The organism is Kineococcus terrestris (assembly GCF_041020755.1).
Taxonomy (GTDB): Bacteria; Actinomycetota; Actinomycetes; order Actinomycetales; family Kineococcaceae; genus Kineococcus; species Kineococcus terrestris.
Window position 1 is genome coordinate 21350 of record NZ_JBEUEI010000019.1, and the last position, 20363, is coordinate 41712.

Sequence of the window (20363 nt, forward strand, 5' to 3'; positions counted from 1 at the left end):
GCGCGGCGGCGGCCCTGTGAGGCGGGGCCCGCCCTCAGGCCGCCGGCGGGTGCGGCAGGGGCCCCTCGCCGGGGACCAGGTCGACCAGCGTCGCCACGCGCGTGGTCTGCAGCAGGAAGCGGACGACGGGCGGCGGGTCGAGCACCTGCACGCGGTGCGGGCGCACCCGCACCGCGAGCCGCGCCAGGAACCCCACGCCGGTGGAGTCCATGAACGTCACGCCGCGGGTGTCGACCACCACGGGCAGCCCGGAGGCACCCACGTCCGCGACGGCGCGCTCCAGCTCCTCGCCCAGCGCCGCGTCCACCTCGCCGGCGAGGACGACGCGGGCCATCGCGGCGTCGACCGCGGTGCGCACCGACCCGGACGTCGCCCGCTCCTGCGCGCGCTCACCCGTCACCGTGCACCTCCCGTCCGTGGACGTGGTCGTCCTCGACAGGTGGAGTCTCCCCTCCGCCGGGTGTCACGGCCGGAACGGTGTGGTCCCCGTCACACCCGCCGGCCGGGGCCGGCCGGCGGGGCGGCCGTGGTCAGTCGTCGTCGTCGGCGCACAGCTGGGCGGTGACCCGGCCGTCGTCGAGCTCGACCTCCAGGTCCAGCCGCTCCTGCCCGCGGCGCCACTCGACCTCCACCTCGTCGTCGTCGTCCACGTCGACCTCGGTGGTCCAGCCCTCGGCCGCCTGGACGTCGGCCAGCGACAGGCGCCCGTCGGTGAACGGCACGACCGCCGAGCCGGCGTCGGCCACGACGTAGCGGCCGTCCCCGGGCACCGGGACGTCGGTGCACGTGCCGCTCGCGGGCCGGGGCCCGGCGGGCGCCGCGGGGGCGGCTTCCGGCGAGGTGCTGGGGGAGGTGCTGGGGGAGGCGTCCGGCGAGGTCCCCGGGCTCGCGGTGTCCGCCCCCTGCTCGCCGGGGCTCAGGGTCACGGCGTCGCCGGCCGGCGCGGCGGCGTCGTCCCCGCCGCAAGCGGGCAGCAGGAGCAGCGCGGCGGCGGGCAGGGCGAGCAGCCCCGCGGCGCGGGTGCGGGTGCGGGCGGTGGTCCGGTCAGCCATGCGGACAGTCGACCAGCGCGGCGTGAGAGGCGCGCGAGAGGACGGTGAGAGGACTCTCACGGACCTCGGGCGCCGCCACGGCGCCTCACCCCAGGGCCAGCCCGGCCGCCAGGCCCGCGGCGGCGGCGGCGCTCGTCGCCACCAGCGTCCCGGCCGCGTTGCCCGCGGCCGCCCACCAGGCGCCCCGCTGCGCCAGGCGGACGCTCTCCAGCACGGCCGTGCTGAACGTCGTGTACCCGCCGCAGAAGCCCAGGCCCACGACGGCGCGCAGGTCCTGCGACCCGACGCCGGCCAGCACCAGACCCGTGACCAGGCCCAGCAGCAGCGAGCCGGAGACGTTGATCCCCACGGTCGGCCACGGGAACGTCGTGGGCCACCGGCGCCGCACCTCCCCGTCCACGACGAAGCGGGCCACCGCCCCCAGCGCCCCGGCCAGGCACACCGCCAGCGGCACCAGCAGGGCGCTCACCGCGGGCCGTCCGCGTCCGGGTCCACCGGGTCCACCGGGGCCACCGACGCCGCCGCGCGCCGCGCGGTCCGCCACCGGTGGTGGCGGGCGGCCGCGACCACCCCCAGCCCGGCCGCCAGCAGGCCGAGGACCACGCTGGTCACGGCGTAGGCCGCGCCCGCCGCGAGCGCCCCGTCCCGCACGAGCAGGTCCGCCTCGTTCGCCAGCGAGCTGTACGTCGTGAGGGACCCCAGCAGACCGGTGCCCAGGCCCAGCCGCAGCAGCCGGCGCCGCCCCTCGTCGGGACCACGCCGCGCCAGGCCCTCCAGCAGCGCGCCCAGGCCGAAGGCGCCCAGCAGGTTCACGCCGAAGGTCGCCCACGGCCACCCGAGCGCCGCGGGCGGCCACAGGCTCTCCGCCGCGCCGCGCAGCGCCGTCCCGCAGAACCCGCCCGCCAGCACGACGGCCAGCAGGCGCGGGGACAGGTGGGGTGCTCGAGCGGGCACGGGTCGCTCCGATCGCGGTGGCGCGGGGCCGGGACAGGCGGCGCGCGCCACTGTACGAGCCGGCCGCCGGTGAGGGCAGGCTGGCTTGTCCGGACCGCGATCCCGTTGCGCTGCAAACGGAAGCGGAGAGCAGGGGGTGTCCGGGCGGGTAGCGTGGCGGCCGTGACGGACCTCGCCCCCCACGACCGCGAACCCGCCGAGCACCTCGGCTCCGTCAGCGGCCGCCTCAGCTGGCTGCGCGCCGGCGTCCTCGGCGCCAACGACGGCATCGTCTCCGTGGCCGCGCTCGTCCTCGGCGTCGTGGCCGCCACCGACGACCGCGGGGTCCTGCTCACCACCGGCCTGGCCGGGCTCGTGGCCGGTGCCCTGTCGATGGGGGTGGGCGAGTACGTGTCCGTCAGCACCCAGCGCGACACGCAGTCCGCGCTGCTGGCGCGCGAGCGGCGCGAGCTGGCGGAGATGCCGGACGAGGAGCTCGACGAGCTGACCGCGATCTACACGGCCAAGGGGCTCTCCCCGGCGCTGGCGCGGCGGGTGGCCCGCGAGCTGACCGCCCACGACGCCCTGGGCGCGCACGCCGAGGCGGAGCTCGGCCTGGACCCGGACGAGGTCGTGCGCCCCTGGCAGGCCGCGTGGGCGTCGGTGCTGGCCTTCACCCTCGGCGCGGCGCTGCCCCTGCTGGCCGTGCTGCTGCCCCCCGACGCGGTGCGGGCGTCGGCCTGCTTCGCCGCGGTCCTGCTCGCGCTCGCCGCCACCGGTGTCGTCAGCGCCCGCCTCGGTGGCGCCGACCCGCGCCGGGCCGTGCTGCGCGTCACCGGCGGGGGAGCCGTCGCCATGCTCGTCACCTACGGGATCGGCTCGCTGCTCGGCACGGCTCTCTGAGGCCGCCGGCCCCGACCGGCACCGCTCTACTGCGCAATCTGCCGCTGCACGGGTCCGCCGGTGAACGATCTGCCCGTCCGGAGCAGTCCCGCTTGCGCACCGGCGTCCGGCGTCGCGACGCTGCGCGGGTGACGACGACCGGACCGGCCGCGACCCGGCCACCCGCCGCGGCAGCGCCGCTGCCCCACTCGCGCGCCGAGGACGTGGCCGGCCTGCTCGTCGGGACGTTCCTGGCCTCCCTGGGCCTGCACCTGCTGCACGCGGCCTCGGCCGTCACCGGCGGCACCGCGGGGCTCGCCCTGCTCCTCGGCTACGCGGCCGGGCTGCCCTTCGGGGTCCTGTTCCCGCTGGTGAACCTGCCGTTCGTCGTGCTGGCCGTGCGGGTCAAGGGCTGGGCGTTCACGCTGCGCTCGGCGCTCGCGGTGGCGGCGGTGTCCCTGCTCAGCCCCCTGCAGGCGGCCTGCCTGCCGGACCTGCGGATCGACCCCGTCTACGCGGTGCTCGCCGGCAACCTCGTGGCCGGCACCGGCCTGCTCGTGCTGTTCCGCCACCGCGCCAGCCTCGGCGGGTTCGGCGTCCTGGCGCTGGTGCTGCAGGAACGGCTCGGCTGGCGGGCCGGCTACGTGCAGATGGTGCTCGACGTCGCCGTGGTCACCGCGTCCGTCGCGGTCGTCGGCCCGGCGGTGGCCGCGCTGTCGGCCGCGGGCGCGGTCGTGCTCAACCTCGTGCTGGCGATGAACCACCGCCCCGGCCGCTACACCGGGAGCTGACCCGGCCGGTGCCCGCGGGAGCGCCCTCAGCCGGGCAGGCCCGCCCGCAGCGCCCACGCGCGGGTCGCGGCCACGTCCAGGCGCAGCTGCTCCACGAGCTCGCTGGAGCCGGCGTAGCGGCGCTGAGGGCGCAGCCGCTCGTGCAGGCGCACCAGCACGGTGCGCTCGTACAGGTCGCCGTCGAAGTCGAGCAGGTGCGCCTCCAGCAGCCGCTGCCCGTCCTTGCCGTAGTACGTGGGGCGGTGGCCCACCGACACGGCGGCCACGTGCACCGGCCCGCCGGCGGCCGGGTCCACCTGCACCGTGCCGGCCCACACGCCGTCGCGCAGCCCGTGCTCGGGCACCGCGACGTTCGCCGTCGGGAAGCCCAGCAGCCGCCCGCGCTCGTCGCCGTGCTCGACCACGCCCTCCACGTGCAGCAGGGCCGGCGCGTCGCGCAGGCGGTGCTGCGCGGGCACGCGGGTGGTCAGGGCGCTGGGGCGTTCGGGCACGAGGACCTGCTTCCGGGCCGGGCTCCGCGGAGCCGCGCTTGCCGGGCGCCCACCGCCCGGCCGGGTCGTCACCTGGAGCACCCCACCGCGGTGGAGGGTTGCCGGGCAGCCAGCCAGGGCTTCACGCTGCCGCTCTTGACCTGCGGTCACGGTAGGAAGGGGTCCTGGACGTGTCAACAGCAGCGCGGGGGGACCGATGACCGGGACGACGACGACCGGCGGCGCGGGTGGTGGTGCGGGCGGCGCGGCGTGGCAGGTGCCCGCCGGGCTGGTGGAAGGGCTGCTGGGCGCCCTGCCGCCCGCGCGCCGCGAGGTGTTCGCGCTGCGGGTGGAGCGCTGGTGGGAGGACCTGCGCAGCGGCCTGGCCGGCCTGCACGCCCCCGACGTCGCCGACGACCTGGCGGCCCGGCTGCTGCGCCTGGCCGCCGGGGCGTGCGCCCGCCGGCCCGACGACCTGCACCGCCTGGACCAGGCCCGCACCCTGCGCCCCGACTGGTTCCAGTCCCCGCGCGCCGTCGGCTACGCCGCCTACACCGAGCGGTTCGCGGGCACCCTGGCCGGCGTCGCCGGCCGGCTGGACCACCTCGGCGAGCTCGGCGTCACCTACCTGCACCTCATGCCGCTGCTGCGCCCGCGCGAGGGCGACAGCGACGGCGGCTACGCCGTGGCCGACTACCGCGCCGTGCGCGAGGACCTCGGCGACGTGGAGGACCTGCGCGCGCTGGCGAGCGCCCTGCGCGCGCGCGGCACCAGCCTCGTGCTGGACCTCGTGCTCAACCACGTCGCCCGCGAGCACGCGTGGGCCCGCGCGGCCCGCGCCGGCGACGAGCGCTACCGCCGCTACTTCCACGTGTTCGCCGACCGGGAGCTGCCCGACGCCTACGAGCGCACCCTGCCGGAGGTGTTCCCCGACTTCGCCCCCGGGAACTTCACCTTCGACGAGGAGCTCGGCGGCTGGGTGTGGACGACGTTCAACTCCTTCCAGTGGGACCTGGACTGGTCGAACCCCGAGGTCCTCGCCGAGTTCGCGGAGGTCGTGCTGTTCCTGGCCGAGCTCGGGGTGGAGGTGCTGCGCCTGGACGCGGTGGCGTTCCTGTGGAAGCGGATGGGCACGAACTGCCAGAACCAGCCCGAGGTGCACTCGGTGGTGCAGGTGCTGCGCGCGCTGACCCGGATCGCCTGCCCCGCGGTGCTGCTGAAGGCGGAGGCGATCGTCGCGCCCGACGACCTGGTGCACTACCTCGGCCGGGGCCGCCACCACGGCCGCGTCAGCGACCTGGCGTACCACAACACCCTCATGGTGCAGGTGTGGTCGTCGCTGGCGGCGCAGGACGTGCGGCTGGCCGCGCAGGCGCTGCGGGCGCTGCCCACCGTGCCGACGACGACCGCGTGGATCACCTACGCGCGCTGCCACGACGACATCGGCTGGGCCGTCTCCGACGCCGACGCCGCGGCCGTCGGCCTCGACGGGCACGCCCACCGCTCGTTCCTGTCCGACTGGTACTCCGGCGCCTTCGAGGGCTCCACCGCGCGGGGCCTGGTGTTCCAGGAGAACCCGGCGACGGGGGACCGGCGCATCAGCGGCACGTGCGCGGACCTCGTCGGGCTGACCGCGGCGCGCGAGGCGCTGGCCGCCGGGACGGGGGACCCGCGGGCGCGCGCCGGGCTGGAGGCCGAGGTGGACGCCGCGCTGGCCCGGCACCTGCTGGCCCACGCCGTCGTCTTCGCCTGGGGCGGCATCCCCGTCGTCTGGTCCGGGGACGAGGTCGCCGCGCCCGGCGACCCGGACTGGGCCGCCGACCCGGCGCACGCCGCCGACAACCGGTGGGCGCACCGGCCGCGGCTGGACGAGCGGGACCTGGCCGCCGCCCGGGACCCCGCGTCGGTGCCGGGGCGGGCGCTGGCCGGGCTGCGGCACCTGGCGCGCACGCGCGCTGGCCTGCCGCACCTGCACGCCAGCGTCGCGGCGGACGTGCTGGAGCCGTCCGACCCCGGGGTGCTGGCGTTCGTGCGCCGGCACCCGCTGGGGGAGCTGCTGTGCCTGTTCAACGTCACCGGTTCCTGGCGCCCCTTCCCCGGGCACCGCGTCGAGGAGCTGGGCCTGGCCGGCGCGGTGGACGCGCTGAGCGGGGAGCCGGCGCCCTGGGGCGGGGACGGTCAGCTGTGGCTGGCGCCGTGGCGGGCGGTGTGGCTGCACCGGCCCGTGGAGGAGGTGCGCCCGCCCGCGCCGTGAGGTGAGGATGGGCGGGTGCGCGAACCGGTCCGGCGGCCCTTCGACGACCGCGTCGAGCGGCAGGTCCGCGAGGCGCAGGCGCGCGGTGCCTTCGACGACCTGCCGGGCGCCGGGCGGCCGCTGCGCGGGCTGGACCGGGAGTTCACCGTCGAGGGGTGGGCGGCGGAGAAGGTGCGCCGCGAGGGCTTCGACCTGTCGGCCGTGCTGCCGCCCGCGCTGGCGCTGCGCCGCGAGCGCGAGCAGCTCCTCGACGAGGCGGGGGTGGCCGCGCTGCGCTCGGAGCCGGAGGCCCGCGCGGTGGGCGAGGACTTCAACGCGCGGGTGCGCGAGCTGTACCGCCGCCCCGCCGACGGCCCGCTGGTGGTGGTGCCGCTGGTCGACGTCGAGGACCTCGTGGCGCGCTGGCGGGCCGCCCGGCCCGCGCCCGCCGCGCCGGTGCGGCAGGCTCCGCCGGTGGCGGCGCAGCGGCGGCGGCGCTGGTGGCGCCGGCGCCGGAAGTGACGCAGGTCACACCTCGACGAGCGTGAGGTCCTGGTCCGCGGGCTCTCGACCCGGGCAGGAGGTGGTGGGCGTGGACGACGACCCGAGCTCGCCCGGACCCGGCGGGGCGCGCGACCCCGCCGACCGCGGGCTGGACGGCACCGACCTGCGGGTCCTGGAGCTCGTCGGCGACGGGCTGCCCGGGGTGCTCGCGGGCCGCGCGCTGGGCCTGGACGTGGTGGAGGTGGCGCACCGGCTGCGCCGCGCCCGCGCGGCGTACGGCACGAGCAGCACCCGCGCCGCCCTGGAGGCGGCCCGGGCGGCCGGCGACCTGCCCCCGCGGGCCCCGGGGCAGGACGCGGGCCCGGACGCGGGTCCCGGCGCGGGCCCGGACGCGGGACGGGGCGGTGGCCCGGCGCCCGGCTGACACCGGGACCGGACCGCCGCCCCGCGGGCGGCCGGGCTCAGCCCTTCAGGCCGGTGCCCGCCACGCCCTCGACGATGCGGCGCTGGAAGAGCAGGAACAGCACCACCAGCGGCAGGGCGCCCAGGATCGTGGACGCCTGGATGTCGGAGAAGCGCTGGCCGAACGAGCCCTGGACCGTCGCCAGGCCGACGGGGATCGTCATCAGCTCGGGGTTGGACAGCACGAACAGCGGCAGGATCAGGTTGTTCCACGTCCACACGAACGTGACGATCGCCATGGCCGAGATGACCGGCTTGGACAGCGGCATGATGATCGAGCGGTAGATCCGCCAGCTGGACGCGCCGTCCAGGCGCGCGGACTCCTCCAGCTCCTTGGGCAGGCCGTCGAAGAACTGCTTGAAGACGAACAGCGCGATGACGCTGGCCGTCTGCGGGAAGATGACCGCCCAGTAGGTGTTGAGCAGCCCGACGGCGTTGAGCATCTGGAAGATCGGCACGATGAGCACGTCGGCGGGGATCATGATGCCGGCGAGCACCAGCACGAAGACCAGCTGCCGGCCGCGGAACCGCATCCGCGACAGCGCGAACGCCGCCATCGAGGCGAACAGCACGACGAGGAAGGCCGCGCCGGTGGCCGTGATGAAGCTGGCCAGGTACCAGTTCCACAGGTCCCCGCCGCCCAGCAGGGTGGCGTAGGAGGCCAGCGTCGGGTTCGTGTCGCGCAGGATCGCCTGGGCGCCCAGCGACGAGACGGCGTTGTCGGTGAACGACGTCTTGATCGCCCACAGGCTCGGGATCAGCCACAGCACGGCGAAGACGGAGAGCACGACCACGCAGGCGGTGTTGAAGGTGCGGCTGCTGCCGGTGGCGCGGACGCGCTGCGGCGGGGCGGCGGCCGAGACGCCGCGCGCCCGGGTCGTGGTGCCGGCGCCGGTCGAGGTGGTGGGGGTCGCCATCTCAGGCCTCCTTCTGCTGCGCGCGGTCGACGAGCTGGCGCACGACCGCGATCGCGACGATGACGACGAACAGCAGCGCCGAGGCCGCTGCCGCGGCGCCGATCCGGTAGTCGGTGAACCCGGTGCGGGTGATGAGCAGCAGGGCGGTCTGGGTGCTGGTGCCGGGCCCGCCGTCGGTCATGAGGTACACCTGGTCGAAGATCTTCAGGCTGGCGATGATCTGCAGCAGGACCACCAGGGTCGTGGTGCGCCGCAGCAGCGGGATCGTCAGGTGCCGGATCTGCTGCCACGGGGTGGCGCCGTCGATGGCCGCCGCCTCGTACAGCTCGCGGGGGATGTCCTGCAGGCCCGCCAGGTAGAGGATGAAGTTGAACCCGATGGTCCACCAGATCGTCGCCACCGCGATGCCGATCATGGCGGTGGCCGGGTCGGCGAGCACGGGGGTGGGGGCCGTGATGCCGAACCACTGCTGCACCTGCGCCAGCAGGCCGGTGTCGCCGGTGTAGATGAACACCCAGATGAGCGAGATCGACGCCGAGGGCAGGATGAACGGCACGAAGAACGCCATCCGCCAGAACACGTGGCCGCGCTGCATCCGGTTGGCCAGGACCGCGAAGACGAACGACAGGACGACCAGCGGCGGGACGGTGTAGAGGGTGAACTGCAGCGTGTGCCACATCGCGGACCAGAAGAGGCTCGAGGTGAGCATCTCCTGGTAGTTCGCCAGCCCCGCCCAGGCGCCCAGCCCGCCCTGCACCAGGCTGGTGTCGGTGAAGCTGGCGATCAGCATGTACGCCGCGGGGCCGATGAGGAAGAGCAGGTAGACGGCCGCGAACGGCGCGATGAACAGCCACGCCGAGCGCTGCGGCCGCTGCTCGCCGCCGCCGCGGTCGGCGGCGGACGCGCGGTCGGCGGCGGGCCGGGTCTGGACGGTCTGCGCGCTCATCGGAGCTCCTCCCGGGGACGGGCGGGACGGGTGTCGGGCGCGCTCACAGCGGGTTCGCCGTGTTCGCGTAGTTCTGCAGCTGTGAGCGCACGCTCGCCACGGCCGCCTGCGGGCTGGTGAGCCCCTGCTGCACGAGGCCGATCTCCGAGCCCGTCACGGTCTCGAAGTTCGACCCGGAACCGGAGTACCAGGCCGGGTCGTCGTAGACCGCGTAGTCGGCGACCTCGGCGTAGTTCGACTGCGGTTCCAGCGCCTGGTACTCGGCGCTCTCGAACGTCGGCAGGTAGGTGGGGATGTGCCCGCCCTCCGCCCAGGCCAGGCTCTGGCCGAGCATCGACTGCACGAAGCCCATCGCCCGCTCCAGCTGCTCGGGGCTGCGGTCCATCCGCGGCAGGACGAACGCGTGCGAGTCGGCGTGGCCGGCGGGGGTGTCGTACAGCTGCGGGAACGGGGCCATGCCGAAGTTCAGCCCCTCGATGCCCTGCGCCGTGGTGATCTCCCACTCGCCGTTGAGGAAGAACGCCGACCGGCCGGTGAACATGAGCGTCTGCGCGGCCGGGGTGTCCACGTTGCGGGGCATCAGCCCGTCCGCGGTCCAGCTCTGCATGGTCGCCAGCGTGTCCTCGACGAGGGCGTCGTCGAAGGTGATCGCCTGCCCCTCCTCGGACAGGAACGGCGTGTGCCCGTCGCGCTGGCGGTACAGGGTGTGGAAGAAGCGCCAGCTGTTGGAGGTGTCGCCGACGTTGGCGGTGGCCGCGCCGAACTCGCCGGTGACCGCCTGGGCGGCGCGCAGCGCCTCCTCCCAGCCCTCGACGCCCTCGATGGGCGCCAGCAGGCCGTCGGGGCCCAGCAGGCCGGCCTCCTCGCAGACGTCGACGTTGTAGAACAGCACCCACGGGTGGGTGTCCATGGGGATCGCGTACGACTGCCCCTCGTACTGCGACGCCTCCCAGGCCCGCTGGTTGAAGTCCGCGGGCGACAGGCCCGCCAGGGCGAGCACGTCGTCGGTGATCGGTTCCAGCAGGCCGGCGGCCGCCAGGTTGCTGGCGCGCGTCAGGTGCGCCACCGCCACGTCCGGCGGTTTGTTGCCGAGGGTCGCCAGCGAGACCTTGGTGTAGTAGGGGTTGCCCCAGGCGAACGTCGCCGCCTGCAGGGAGTCCGCGCTGCCCTGCTGGCGCCGGTACTCCTCGAGCATGAGCTGCAGGCGCGCTCCGTCGCCGCCGCCGAAGAGGTTCCAGAAGGTCACCGTCCCCGGTGACAGCTCGGAGCCGACCAGGCCGGCGGCGAGCGGGGTGCCCGCGCACCCCGACAGCCCGGCCGTCAGCCCGAGGCCGCCGGCGGTCGCGAGCCCGCCGCGCAGCAGCGAGCGTCGCGAGAGCCCGCGGCGGGGGAGTCCTGTGGTGCTGTTCACGCGTTCCGTTCCCTTCCTCCGTGGCGGAGGGGACTGCGTCCCCCCGCACCCCCGTCGGTGCGTGGAGAACCGCGCGGTGACCGGTGACGACGTTGCCGCCGGCCCGTGCGGTGCCAGGAAGCTAGCACGCGCTTTGCAACGCTGAAAAGAACTTGCCCGCAACTGTTGTCCGGCCGTCACCCGGACGGCATGATCGGTCGGCGAGGAGGTCCCGTGAACCCACCGACGACGACGTCGACCCCGCCCGACCAGCCCGGCGCCCCCGCGGTCCCGCGCCCCGAGCACCCCCGCCCCACGTCCCGCCGCGAGGACTGGCTGTGCCTGAACGGCCCCTGGCAGTTCGAGGTCGACGCCGGCGACTCCGGCCTCGAGCGCGGGCTGCTGCACCGCCCCCTGACCGGCACGATCACCGTCCCCTTCGCGCCCGAGTCGCAGCTGTCCGGCGTCGGCGTCACCGACTTCCTGCCCGCCGTCTGGTACCGGCGCACCGTCGAGGTGCCGCCCGCGTGGGCCGGCCGGCGCGTCCTGCTGCACTTCGGGGCCGTCGACCACGACGCCACCGTGTGGGTCGACGGCGAGGAGGTGGTCCGCCACCGCGGCGGGTTCACCCCCTTCACCGCCGACCTCGGCCACCGCACGGGGGAGCTGACCGTCGTCGTGCGCGCCCGCGACGACCACCGCGGCCCGCAGGCGCGCGGCAAGCAGTCCACCCGCTACGCCAACCACGAGTGCGTCTACACCCGCACCACCGGGATCTGGCAGACCGTCTGGCTGGAGCCCGTGCCCGACGTGTCGCTGGCCCGCACCCGCGTCACGCCCGACCTCGCCGGCTCCTGCTTCCACCTGGAGCAGCCGCTGCGCCGCAGCGGCACGGGCACCGCGGGGGACCGGCGCGGGTGGACCGTGCGCGCCGTCCTCACCGACGCCGGCGGCGAGGTGGCCAGCGCCCGGGTGCGCGCCGACCTCGACCTCTCGCCGCGCCTCGTGCTGACCGTCCCGGACGACCGGGTCCGCTGGTGGGGGCCGGACGACCCGCACCTGTACGGCCTGCGGGTGGAGCTGCTCGACGCCGCCGGCGACCTCGTCGACGCCCTCGACAGCCACGCCGGGCTTCGGTCGGTGAGCATCGACGGCAAGGCCGTCCTGCTCAACGGCCGGCCCGTCTTCCAGCGCCTCGTGCTGGACCAGGGCTGGTACCCCGACGGGCTGATGACCGCCCCCGACGACGCCGCGCTCGTGCGCGACATCGAGCTGGCGCGGGCCGCCGGCTTCAACGGTGCCCGGCTGCACCAGAAGGTCTTCGAGGAGCGCTTCCTGCACCACGCCGACCGGCTCGGCTACCTCGTCTGGGGCGAGTTCGGCGACTGGGGCGCCCGCGAGGACGGCACCGCCACCGCCTGGGAGTACCAGCGCCCCACCGCCAGCTTCGTCACCCAGTGGCTGGAGGCGCTGGAGCGCGACGCCTCCCACCCCAGCCTCGTGGGCTGGTGCGGGCTCAACGAGACCCACCAGCCGATCACCGACCGGATCACCGTCCTCGACGACGTGACCCGCGCGATGTTCCTGGCGGCCAAGGCCGCCGACACCTCCCGGCCGGTGCTCGACGCCTCCGGGTACGCCCACCGGGTCGCCGAGAGCGACGTGTGGGACTCCCACGACTACACGCAGGACCCCGCCGCCTTCCGCGCCGAGGTCGGCGGCCTGGCGCAGGGCCGCCCGCACACCAACACCGGCCCGGACGGGCAGGTGTGGTCGCTGCCCTACGGCGGGCAGCCGTGGTTCTGCAGCGAGTTCGGGGGCATCTGGTGGCGCCCGGACACCGAGGCCAGCGACAGCTCGGTCGACCGCGGCGCGGACAGCTCCTGGGGGTACGGGCAGGCCCCGCGCAGCGAGGAGGAGTTCCACACCCGCTTCGCCGGGCTGACCGCCGCCCTCCTGGACGACCCGCTGGTGTTCGGCTACTGCTACACGCAGCTGACCGACGTCTTCCAGGAGCAGAACGGCGTCTACTCCTTCGACCGCTCCACCAAGCTCGACGTCGAGCGCGTGCGGGCGGCGCAGCAGCGCCCGGCCGCCGTGGAGACCGCCTGGCCCGGGGAGCCGGACGAGCCCGCCGGCTGAGCCGCACGCACGCGCGCGCCGGCCCGCGGGTGCGGACCGGCGCGCGCGCCGGTGGTGGGGGCCGGGGTCAGAAGATCCCGTGCTCGCGCACCTGGCGGACCCGCGCCCGGGTGCCGGTGGCGAGCAGGAGCAGGCCCAGCGCCAGGTACAGCAGGTTGCTGGCCCAGTTCGACACGGTCGGGAACGAGGCCGCCGTGTTGACCATGCCGGTCCCGGCCACGCCCATGCCGACCAGGATCCACCCGTGGAAGATCGTGTTCTTGTGCGAGTGCTTCACCGAGTCGACGAAGGCGATCATCGTCCCGCCGAACAGCAGCAGCAGGAACGAGCTGACCACCGACACGGTGAAGATCCCGAACAGCTGCGCGCCGCTGCGGAAGAAGCCGTACTGGTCGTAGTCGGTGAGGAGGAAGGGCAGGAAGCCCAGCAGACCCAGCAGGCCCAGCAGCCCACCGGTGACCAGGGTGTTGCGCTGGACGGGCCCGAGCTTCCTCGACTGCGAGCTCTCGAGGGCGGGGGTGCTCATCGGCTGGGCAGTGCTCATGCGCTCATGGTGGCAGGAGCGCCCGGCGCCTGCTCGCCCTGGCCCGCCACCCAGCGTCACCGCGCCCGCCGTCCGGGGGCCGCCCGGCCGGCGGCTGAGGACACCGGTGCCGCGCGACGACGACCGGGGGGTGACCGCCCCCGCCCGCTCCCCCCGGCGCCCCCGCCCGCTCGCAGCGCTCGCGCGCCTGGCCGCGCTGCTGGTCGTGGCCGCCGGCGCCCCCGCCGCGCTGACCGCGCTGCCCGTCGCTCCCGCGGCGACCGCCGCGGCGGCGCCGGCCGCGGAGCTGCTGGCCCCGGCCGTGCCGGTGCCCGTGCAGGAGCGGCAGGTCCTCGACGGCGTCAACGCCGAGCGCGCCCGCGCCGGCGCGCCGCCGCTGCGCCTGGACCCGGCCCTGAGCGTCGTCGCCCAGCGCTGGGCCGACGTCGTCGGGCGGCGCGGGGAGCTGGCGCACAACCCTCGCCTGGCCGAGGAGGTGCGCGGGGCGAGCCGGTGGGGGGAGGTCGTCGCCAGCGCCGGGACGGGCGCGCCGGACGTGCGCGGGCAGCTGGACGGGGCGATGGCCGTGCGCACCTGGATGCAGTCCCCGCCGCACCGGGCCGTCCTGCTCGACCGCGGCTTCACCGACGTGGGCGTCGGCCTCGTCCACACCCGCTCCCGCGAGGGCGGCCGCGACGTCTGGCGCACCTGGTGGGTCGCCGACGTCACCGCCGGCCGCCGCGTCCCGGCGCTCGGCGCCGCGAACGCCGACGGCTCGCGCACCTGGGCCGGTGTCGTCGTCAAGGGGGCGCTGCTCGGCGGCTACGACCGCCTCGGCACCCACACCGGGGTCCTCGGGCTGCCGCTGGCCCCCGAGTTCGGTCCCCTGCGCGCCGGCGGGTACGGGCAGGCCTTCGCGGGCGGCTCCCTCTACTGGAGCCCGGCCACGGGCACCCACCCCGTGCGCGGCGCGGTCCGCGACCGGTGGGCGGCGCTGGGCTGGGAGGGCGGCTGGCTCGGCTACCCCGTCACCGGTGAGTTCGCCCTGCCCGGGGGCGCCGGGCAGCACTTCGCCGGCGGCTCGCTGTACTGGACGCCCCGCACGGGCGCGCAGCCGGTGCGCGGCGACGTGCGCGGGGCCTGGGCCCGGCAGGGCTGGGAGCGCGGCCGGCTCGGCTGGCCCACCGGCGCCGAGCGGCCCGTCCCCGGCGGCGCCCGCCAGGACTTCACGGGCGGCAGCGTCACCTGGGACGCCGCCACCCGCGCCACCACGGTGACGTTGCGCTGACCCGCCCGGCACGGGGCGTCGTCGCAGGTGACGGCGCCGCGGGAGCCGTGGCTAGAATCCCGGCAGCACCGACGGCCCAGACCTCGCCGCACGGACACCCCCCGGGAGCCAGGGCGGCACCGGACGGACGCAGCGGAGGTCAGCACCACCCATGCACGGCGGGACCCACCCCACGGGAACGCCCGGTTCCCTCCCGTACCAGGACGGCGCCGCCGGTGCTGACGGTGCTGACGGCGCGCCCGGCCCGCAGGACGACCCGGCCGCGCTGCGGGCCGAGCTGGAGCAGCTGCGCACCGCGCTGACGCGCCGGCCGGTCATCGACATGGCCAAGGGCGCCGTGATGGCGATGACGCGCTGCGACGAGGAGACGGCCTTCCGGCAGCTGTCGCAGGTGTCCCAGCAGCACAACGTCAAGCTGTTCGACCTGGCCTCCGCCCTGCTCGCCGACCTGCGCGAGGGCGAGCAGCCGCCGCGGCGCGCCGCCGCGCCCCCCGGGCGCAGCGCGACGCCGCGCGAGCTGACCCGCCACTACTGGACCGCGCCGCGCGCGGGCCAGGACCCGCCCCGCTGAGGCGCCGGAGGCGACCGTGGACCTGCTCGTCGCGCACAGCGCGCACCGGCACCTCGCGGCGGCCCTCGCGGACGGTCTCACCGCGGCCGGCGCCCCCGCCCGCCCGCTGGGTCTCGGCGGCGGCCCCACGCCCCGCGAGGGCGCCGACCACGCCGGCGAGGTGCTGCGCGCCGTCGCCGCCCACGCGGGCACCGGCCAGGAGGGCAGGGCGGGCGGCGCCCCGGTCGCGGCCGTCGTCGGGCTCGACGCCGCCGGGGCGGCCGCCGCCCTGGCCGCCCGCTCCGCCGGCGGACCGCCCGTCCTGCTGGTCGGGACCCTCGGCCTGAGCGCCGCCACCGGCTCCCGGCACGCGGAGCTGACCGCCCTGCTGCGCGCGGCCGACCTCGTCGCGGCCCGCACCGGCGCCGAGGCGCACCGGCTCGCCGCGGCCGGTGCCCGCGTCCACCCCGTCCCCCTGCCCGTGCAGGCCCTGCTCGCCCACCGGGTGCGCGCCGTGCCGGCGTCGGCCGCGCCCGAGCGCCCGGGGCCGGTCGTGGCCGTGGTCGGCGGGCCCCCGCGCGGCGCCGCGCTGCGGCGGGCCCTGCTGCGCCTGCTGGCCGACGAGCCCGGCGCCCGCGCCGACGTGGTCGGCACCCGCCAGGACGACGCCGCCGCCGCGCTGCACGCGGCGGCCGTCCGCCTCGGGGTGCGCGAGCGCCTGCGGCTGCTGCCGGAGGCCAGCCCCGCCCAGCTGGCCGCGGTCCTGGACGCCGCCCACGTCGTCGTCGACCCCGGCGGGCAGGACGTGACCCTCGTGCCGCTGCTGGCGATGAGCCGCTCGCGCCCCGTGCTGGCCCTGGACCGCCCCGGCGCCGACGACGTGGTCGTCGACGCCGTCACGGGCGTGCTCGTGGCCGGCGAGAGCGGCGGGGACGCCCTGGCGGCCGGGGTCCACCCGCCCGTCGCGGACGCCGCCCTCGCCGACGCGGCGGCCGGGGAGCTGCTGGCCCTGGCGCGCGACCCGTTCCGGTGCGAGGCGCTGGGCGTCGGCGGGCTGGACCGGCTGGAGAGCCGCTTCCGCGCCGAGGACGTCGCCGCGCAGGTGGCCGCCGCCGCGCGGTCGGTCGCGCCGCCCGCCGAGCCCGCCGGGCCCGCCGGGCCGCCCGCGGGCGGGGGGCCGGCGGTCGGCGTCGGGTGGTCCGGCGGCGCCCACCGCGACCCCGCGGCCGCGACGCGCGCCGCGCCGCCGGCCGGCACCTGGTCCAACTGACGCGTCCGCCCGGGGCGGGACGGGGCGGGGCACGGCCCGCGGGCGCGCCCCGGGTCGCCCCCGCGCGGGCCCGGGGACCCCGCCGGTCTGCGGTTGCCGCCTCCTGCGGGTGGTGCTCGACTGGCCGCACCACGGGTGCAGGGAATCGCCCGGACCCCTTCCCGTACCCGCCGTGGAGCGATGCATGAGCAGCACCACCGTCCGTGCCGTCGAGGACGTCGTCCAGCTGCCGACCGTCCTGCCCACCCCGCCCGCCGACCCGCCCGCCGCCGTGCCCACCGCCGTGCCCGCCGACGAGGTGGACGGGCCCGGGGAGCTGGACGGGCTGGACGGGCGCGAGGACCTGGTCGTCGAGCACCTGCCCCTGGCCCGCTCCCTGGCCGGCCGCTACCGCGACCGCGGCGAGCCCGTCGACGACCTCGTGCAGGTCGCCTGCCTCGGCCTGGTCAAGGCGGCCCGCGGCTTCCGGCCCGGTGCCGGCCCCTCGTTCTCCGCCTACGCGGTGCCCACGATCACCGGCGAGCTGCGCCGGCACTTCCGCGACCACGGGTGGGACGTGCGCCCGCCCCGGCGCCTGCAGGAGCTGCGCGCCCGGCTGCTGTCCGCCGAGCGGGAGCTGGAGCAGGAGCTCGACGCCGCCCCCGGCGAGGAGGAGCTCGCCGAGCGCGTGGGCGCCAGCGTCGCCGACGTGCGCGCCGCCCGCGCCGCCTCCGCCGCGTACTCCTGCGTCTCCATCGACGTGCCGCTCGGCGACAGCGACGGCGACCCCACGCTGGGCGACCAGCTCGTCGACGAGAGCGACGACATCGCGGCCGTCGTCGACAGCGCCTCGCTGGCCCCGCTGCTGGCGCGCCTGCGCCCGCGCGACCAGCGGATCCTCGCGCTGCGCTTCTACCGCGACGCCACCCAGTCGCAGATCGCCGCCGAGCTCGGCATCACGCAGATGCAGGTCTCGCGGCTGCTGTCCGCCGCGCTGGCCTCGCTGCGCGACTCGCTGACGGCCGACGACGGCACCGCCGCCACCGGCGACGACGCGGCCGTCCGGCCGGCCCGCGGGCGGGGCACCGAGCACGGCGCCCTGCCCCGGGCCAGCTGAGGGGCGCTCAGACCCCGACGCGCGAGCCTCCCGCGCCGCGCGGGCGCAGGACGGGGGAGGGGTTCGAGCCGTGCTGCGCGAGCCCCTCCAGCAGCTCGCGCAGCACGTCGCCGGAGCGGTGGCGCGGCTCCCAGCCCAGCTCGGTGCGCGCCCGGGCGGTGTCCATGACGGGCACGGACAGCCCCAGGTCCAGCCAGCCCGGCGGGACCGGGTGCACGCGCGCGCGGTAGCTGGCCGCGACCGCCGCGCGCGTCAGGCGGTGGTCCAGCGCCAGCAGGCGCCGCGCGCGCAGCGCCAGGGCGATGTCGCGCCCGCCGAGGACCGGCTCGTCGGCGACGTGGAACGCGCCGCGCGCGCCCCGCTCCACGACCCGGGCGAAGGCGTCCGCCACGTCGTCGGCGTGCACGACCTGCAGCCGCAGCCGCCGCGGCAGGGGCAGCACCGGCAGCGGCACGCGCCGCACGAGGCGGGTGGGCACCAGGGCGCCCAGGAAGTACCGGCCGATCGCGCTGGCCGCGTCGTGCTGCAGGACGAGCGCGGGGCGCACGCGCGCCACCGCCAGCTGGTCGTGCTCGCGCTCCACCTCGTCCAGGTGCGCCTCGACCGCGGCCTTGCTGCGCGAGTACTCCAGCGAGCGCACCCCGCCGTGCACGGGCCAGCTCTCGTCGACGGGGGAGTCGTCGTGCGGGTGGTCGGAGTAGGTGCCCACCGAGGAGGCGTGCACCAGGTGCGGGACGCCCTCGTCGAGGGCGGCGCGCACCACGGCGCGCGAGCCGCCCACGTTGACGCGGGTCAGCTCCCGCTCGTCGCGGCTGGGCTGGATGAGCCAGGCGAGGTGGACGACGGCGTCGCAGCCGCGCAGGGCCGCGCGCAGCGGGGCGGGGTCGGCGGCGACGTCCAGGTGGTGCCACTCGACCCGGTCGTAGGGCTCGGCGGTGGCGTCGGGCGGGCGCCGGCTGATCCCGACCAGCTCGTGCCCCGCGCCCGACAGGCGGCGCAGCAGAGCGGTCCCGACGTTGCCCGAGGCTCCGGTCACGGCGATGCGCATGCCGGGCCCCTACCCGGAACGCGCCCGCGGCGAACGTGCGGTGCCCGCCGGCCCCCGCGGACGGCCCGCGAGCGCACCGCGCGGCGCCCGCGCGGCGCCGCGTCAGACCGGTGCGGGCGTGTCGTCGCCGGCGCCCAGCCGGTCCACGACCTCCTGCGCGACGTCGCGCAGCCGCCGCCGGCTCGCGCGCGCCTCCCCGCGCAGGCGGGCGAAGGCGTCGTCGGGGTGGACGCCGTGCCGCTCGGCCAGCACGCCCTTGGCCTGCTCCAGCAGGACGCGGCTGTCCAGGGCCTCCTGCAGCTGCGCGCGCACGCGACTGCTCTCGGCGACGTGCTCGAGCTGCGTGATGCCCACGGCGCCGAAGGAGGCCATCGCCTGCGCGACGTCGCGCTCGACGGCCTCGAAACCGCCCTCCTCGCGGCGGAAGAGGTTCAGCGCGCCGACGACCCGCCCGCCCACCAGCAGCGGGACGGTGTGCACCGAGGAGATGCCCTCCCGCTCGGCCAGGACCGCGAAGCGGGGCCAGCGCTCGCGCAGGGCCGCGCGGCTGGTGACGTCCACCGTGCGGCCGCTGCGGTAGGCGTCCAGGCACGGTCCCTCGTCCTGCTGCAGCTGGTACAGCTCCACCACGCGGGTCTCGCTGGAGGAGGCGGCCAGCAGGTGCAGCGAGCCGGTGCCGTCGTCCAGGAGGAGGCCGACGGAGTCGGCGCGCAGCAGGTCCTGGCAGTGGTGGACGAGCCGGTGGGCCAGGTCCAGCGGGTCGCCGTGGGCGGCGAGCACCTGCGCCACGTCGTTGACGGCGGCGGCGACGGCGTCGGCTCGGACGGGCATCACAGCGCAGACCTCCTCGGGGGACCGCTGCTGCTCAACGGGGGGTGCGGAAACGCGACAAGGTTGCCAGGTCGCCCCGCGCCGCGCATGACGGGGGGCGCGAGGGGGTAGGAGGGGCCGGTGAGCGTCCTGCAGCGCGTCTTCGACGCCCCCAGCCGGCTGACGGTCCTCGACCCGCTCGCCGCCCGCGCCAAGGAGACCGCCGACCGGGTCCTCCCGGGCGGGCGGGTGCGCGGGTGGCTGCACGGGCGCCCGGCCGGGCACCCGCTGCACCCGGCCGCGGCGATGCTGCCCGTCGGCACGTCCGTCTCGGCGCTGCTGCTGGACGCGGCCGCCGTCGTGCTGCCCGGCGGACGGGCCCTGGGCGCCCCCGCGCGGGGGCTGACAGCCGTCAGCGTGGCCGCCGCCGGGCCCACGGCCGCGATGGGCTGGGCCGACTACACGGGGCTGCACGAGGACCAGCAGCGCACCGCGCTCGTGCACGCCGCCGGCAACGCGGTCGCCGTGGCGCTGTGGTCGCTGTCGCTGGTCGGCGGCCGGCGCGCCCCGCTGCTGCGCACCGCCGGCACCCTGGCCGCCGGCGCGGCGGGCGCCCTGGGCGGGCACCTGGCCTACCGCTGGGCCGCCGGCCCGAACCACGCCGAGCACCTGCCGCACCTGGCCGAGCTGGCGCCCGCCGACGCCGACGGCTCCACCGACCTGGGGTCTCTGGACGAGCTGCCCGAGGGCGTGCCGACCCAGCGCTGGGTCGGTGACGCGCCCGTGTGCCTGCTGCGCCGCGGCGCGCGCGTGCACGGCCTGGTCGACACGTGCAGCCACCTGGGCGGCCCGCTGCACGACGGGGAGGTCCGCGACGTGGACGGGCGCACCGCGCTGGTCTGCCCCTGGCACGGCACGGCGTTCTCCCTCACCGACGGCGAGGTCCTCGACGGCCCCGGCACCGCCCCGCAGCCCGTGGTGGCCGTGCGGGTGCGCGGCGGGCGCGTGCTCGGGCGCGTGGAGGGCCCGCCGAAGCCCTGACGGACCGCGCGCCCG

At 77.2% G+C, this 20363-nt stretch carries 22 protein-coding genes and 1 riboswitch; of the genes, 11 read left to right on the top strand and 11 right to left on the bottom strand.

From position 1 onward, the window contains the following. Positions 1-34: 34 nt before the first annotated feature. The 4 genes from AB8M62_RS12725 to AB8M62_RS12740 form a co-directional block, all read right to left on the bottom strand. The gene (locus AB8M62_RS12725) at positions 35-400 is read right to left on the bottom strand and encodes an STAS domain-containing protein (protein ID WP_369069786.1); all 366 of its coding nucleotides are present in this window, start codon (positions 398-400) and stop codon (positions 35-37) included. 130 nt (positions 401-530) lie between these two features. Continuing rightward, the gene (locus tag AB8M62_RS12730; protein WP_369069787.1) at positions 531-1052 is read right to left on the bottom strand and encodes a hypothetical protein; all 522 of its coding nucleotides are present in this window, start codon (positions 1050-1052) and stop codon (positions 531-533) included. Between the two features lie 85 nt (positions 1053-1137). After that, positions 1138-1509, bottom strand: coding sequence for a fluoride efflux transporter FluC (locus AB8M62_RS12735; protein WP_369069832.1), 372 nt, complete (start codon positions 1507-1509; stop codon positions 1138-1140). 8 nt (positions 1510-1517) lie between these two features. After that, entirely contained in the window at positions 1518-2006 is a 489-nt protein-coding gene (locus tag AB8M62_RS12740) for a CrcB family protein (protein WP_369069788.1), read from the bottom strand. A 162-nt stretch (positions 2007-2168) separates the two neighbouring features. Here AB8M62_RS12740 and AB8M62_RS12745 point away from each other — a divergent pair, with 162 nt between their 5' ends. Together AB8M62_RS12745 and AB8M62_RS12750 are read left to right on the top strand one after the other, a co-directional pair. Beyond that, positions 2169-2888 carry a VIT1/CCC1 transporter family protein gene (locus tag AB8M62_RS12745; protein ID WP_369069789.1) on the top strand — a complete coding sequence of 240 codons (720 nt, stop codon included), beginning with the start codon at positions 2169-2171 and terminating at the stop codon, positions 2886-2888. 128 nt (positions 2889-3016) lie between these two features. Then, the gene (locus AB8M62_RS12750) at positions 3017-3658 is read left to right on the top strand and encodes a YitT family protein (protein ID WP_369069790.1); all 642 of its coding nucleotides are present in this window, start codon (positions 3017-3019) and stop codon (positions 3656-3658) included. 26 nt (positions 3659-3684) lie between these two features. On the opposite strand, the gene AB8M62_RS12755 is transcribed toward AB8M62_RS12750, so the two are convergent. After that, positions 3685-4149 (bottom strand): riboflavin kinase, encoded by a 465-nt coding sequence (locus AB8M62_RS12755; RefSeq protein WP_369069791.1) that lies wholly within the window; start codon positions 4147-4149, stop codon positions 3685-3687. A 29-nt stretch (positions 4150-4178) separates the two neighbouring features. After that, a riboswitch (SAM riboswitch) is annotated at positions 4179-4290 on the bottom strand. Positions 4291-4345: 55 nt separating this feature from the next. Here AB8M62_RS12755 and AB8M62_RS12760 point away from each other — a divergent pair. The 3 genes from AB8M62_RS12760 to AB8M62_RS12770 all read left to right on the top strand — a co-directional run bounded on the left by AB8M62_RS12760 (position 4346) and on the right by AB8M62_RS12770 (position 7289). Next, positions 4346-6382 carry an alpha-amylase family glycosyl hydrolase gene (locus tag AB8M62_RS12760; protein ID WP_369069792.1) on the top strand — a complete coding sequence of 679 codons (2037 nt, stop codon included), beginning with the start codon at positions 4346-4348 and terminating at the stop codon, positions 6380-6382. A gap of 15 nt (positions 6383-6397) precedes the next feature. Continuing rightward, positions 6398-6883 carry a DnaJ family domain-containing protein gene (locus AB8M62_RS12765; protein ID WP_369069794.1) on the top strand — a complete coding sequence of 162 codons (486 nt, stop codon included), beginning with the start codon at positions 6398-6400 and terminating at the stop codon, positions 6881-6883. Between the two features lie 70 nt (positions 6884-6953). Further along, a complete protein-coding gene (locus AB8M62_RS12770; RefSeq protein WP_369069795.1) occupies positions 6954-7289 on the top strand; it encodes a hypothetical protein in 336 nt (111 codons plus the stop codon). Between the two features lie 37 nt (positions 7290-7326). On the opposite strand, the gene AB8M62_RS12775 is transcribed toward AB8M62_RS12770, so the two are convergent. From AB8M62_RS12775 to AB8M62_RS12785, 3 genes are read right to left on the bottom strand one after another with little or no spacing between them, the layout of a single operon-like run. Continuing rightward, the gene (locus tag AB8M62_RS12775) at positions 7327-8244 is read right to left on the bottom strand and encodes a carbohydrate ABC transporter permease (protein WP_369056178.1); all 918 of its coding nucleotides are present in this window, start codon (positions 8242-8244) and stop codon (positions 7327-7329) included. Position 8245: 1 nt separating this feature from the next. Beyond that, positions 8246-9190 carry a carbohydrate ABC transporter permease gene (locus AB8M62_RS12780; protein ID WP_369069796.1) on the bottom strand — a complete coding sequence of 315 codons (945 nt, stop codon included), beginning with the start codon at positions 9188-9190 and terminating at the stop codon, positions 8246-8248. 43 nt (positions 9191-9233) lie between these two features. Then, the gene (locus tag AB8M62_RS12785) at positions 9234-10601 is read right to left on the bottom strand and encodes an extracellular solute-binding protein (protein ID WP_369056176.1); all 1368 of its coding nucleotides are present in this window, start codon (positions 10599-10601) and stop codon (positions 9234-9236) included. A gap of 213 nt (positions 10602-10814) precedes the next feature. On the opposite strand from AB8M62_RS12785, the gene AB8M62_RS12790 reads away from it, so the two are divergent. Further along, entirely contained in the window at positions 10815-12722 is a 1908-nt protein-coding gene (locus tag AB8M62_RS12790) for a glycoside hydrolase family 2 protein (protein WP_369069797.1), read from the top strand. 67 nt (positions 12723-12789) lie between these two features. Here AB8M62_RS12790 and AB8M62_RS12795 read toward each other — a convergent pair whose 3' ends face one another. After that, on the bottom strand, positions 12790-13266 hold the full coding sequence (locus AB8M62_RS12795; RefSeq protein WP_369069798.1) for a DUF4383 domain-containing protein: 477 nt from the start codon (positions 13264-13266) through the stop codon (positions 12790-12792). Between the two features lie 130 nt (positions 13267-13396). Here AB8M62_RS12795 and AB8M62_RS12800 point away from each other — a divergent pair, with 130 nt between their 5' ends. From AB8M62_RS12800 to AB8M62_RS12815, 4 genes are all read left to right on the top strand, one after another. Beyond that, positions 13397-14533 carry a CAP domain-containing protein gene (locus AB8M62_RS12800; protein WP_369069799.1) on the top strand — a complete coding sequence of 379 codons (1137 nt, stop codon included), beginning with the start codon at positions 13397-13399 and terminating at the stop codon, positions 14531-14533. Positions 14534-14684: 151 nt separating this feature from the next. After that, positions 14685-15104 (top strand): ANTAR domain-containing response regulator, encoded by a 420-nt coding sequence (locus AB8M62_RS12805; protein WP_369069800.1) that lies wholly within the window; start codon positions 14685-14687, stop codon positions 15102-15104. Positions 15105-15120: 16 nt separating this feature from the next. Next, entirely contained in the window at positions 15121-16353 is a 1233-nt protein-coding gene (locus tag AB8M62_RS12810) for a glycosyltransferase (protein WP_369069801.1), read from the top strand. 184 nt (positions 16354-16537) lie between these two features. Further along, positions 16538-17449: a SigB/SigF/SigG family RNA polymerase sigma factor gene (locus AB8M62_RS12815; protein WP_369069802.1), complete on the top strand. Its 912-nt coding sequence runs from the start codon at positions 16538-16540 to the stop codon at positions 17447-17449. A gap of 7 nt (positions 17450-17456) precedes the next feature. On the opposite strand, the gene AB8M62_RS12820 is transcribed toward AB8M62_RS12815, so the two are convergent. Further along, entirely contained in the window at positions 17457-18497 is a 1041-nt protein-coding gene (locus AB8M62_RS12820; RefSeq protein ID WP_369069803.1) for an NAD-dependent epimerase/dehydratase family protein, read from the bottom strand. Between the two features lie 102 nt (positions 18498-18599). Further along, positions 18600-19328: an ANTAR domain-containing protein gene (locus tag AB8M62_RS12825; protein WP_369069804.1), complete on the bottom strand. Its 729-nt coding sequence runs from the start codon at positions 19326-19328 to the stop codon at positions 18600-18602. Between the two features lie 120 nt (positions 19329-19448). Between AB8M62_RS12825 and AB8M62_RS12830 the strand changes: the two genes are divergently transcribed. Beyond that, complete coding sequence (locus AB8M62_RS12830; protein ID WP_369069805.1) at positions 19449-20348, top strand: Rieske (2Fe-2S) protein; 900 nt, start codon at positions 19449-19451, stop codon at positions 20346-20348. Positions 20349-20363: the final 15 nt, after the last annotated feature.

Coding starts and splice junctions, on each gene's coding strand:
- AB8M62_RS12825 (WP_369069804.1), bottom strand. CDS start 19,328: ATGCCCGTCCGAGCCGACGCCGTCGCCGCCGCCGTCAACGACGTGGCG.
- AB8M62_RS12815 (WP_369069802.1), top strand. CDS start 16,538: ATGAGCAGCACCACCGTCCGTGCCGTCGAGGACGTCGTCCAGCTGCCG.
- AB8M62_RS12795 (WP_369069798.1), bottom strand. CDS start 13,266: ATGAGCACTGCCCAGCCGATGAGCACCCCCGCCCTCGAGAGCTCGCAG.
- AB8M62_RS12805 (WP_369069800.1), top strand. CDS start 14,685: ATGCACGGCGGGACCCACCCCACGGGAACGCCCGGTTCCCTCCCGTAC.
- AB8M62_RS12820 (WP_369069803.1), bottom strand. CDS start 18,497: ATGCGCATCGCCGTGACCGGAGCCTCGGGCAACGTCGGGACCGCTCTG.
- AB8M62_RS12775 (WP_369056178.1), bottom strand. CDS start 8,244: ATGGCGACCCCCACCACCTCGACCGGCGCCGGCACCACGACCCGGGCG.
- AB8M62_RS12780 (WP_369069796.1), bottom strand. CDS start 9,190: ATGAGCGCGCAGACCGTCCAGACCCGGCCCGCCGCCGACCGCGCGTCC.
- AB8M62_RS12730 (WP_369069787.1), bottom strand. CDS start 1,052: ATGGCTGACCGGACCACCGCCCGCACCCGCACCCGCGCCGCGGGGCTG.
- AB8M62_RS12760 (WP_369069792.1), top strand. CDS start 4,346: ATGACCGGGACGACGACGACCGGCGGCGCGGGTGGTGGTGCGGGCGGC.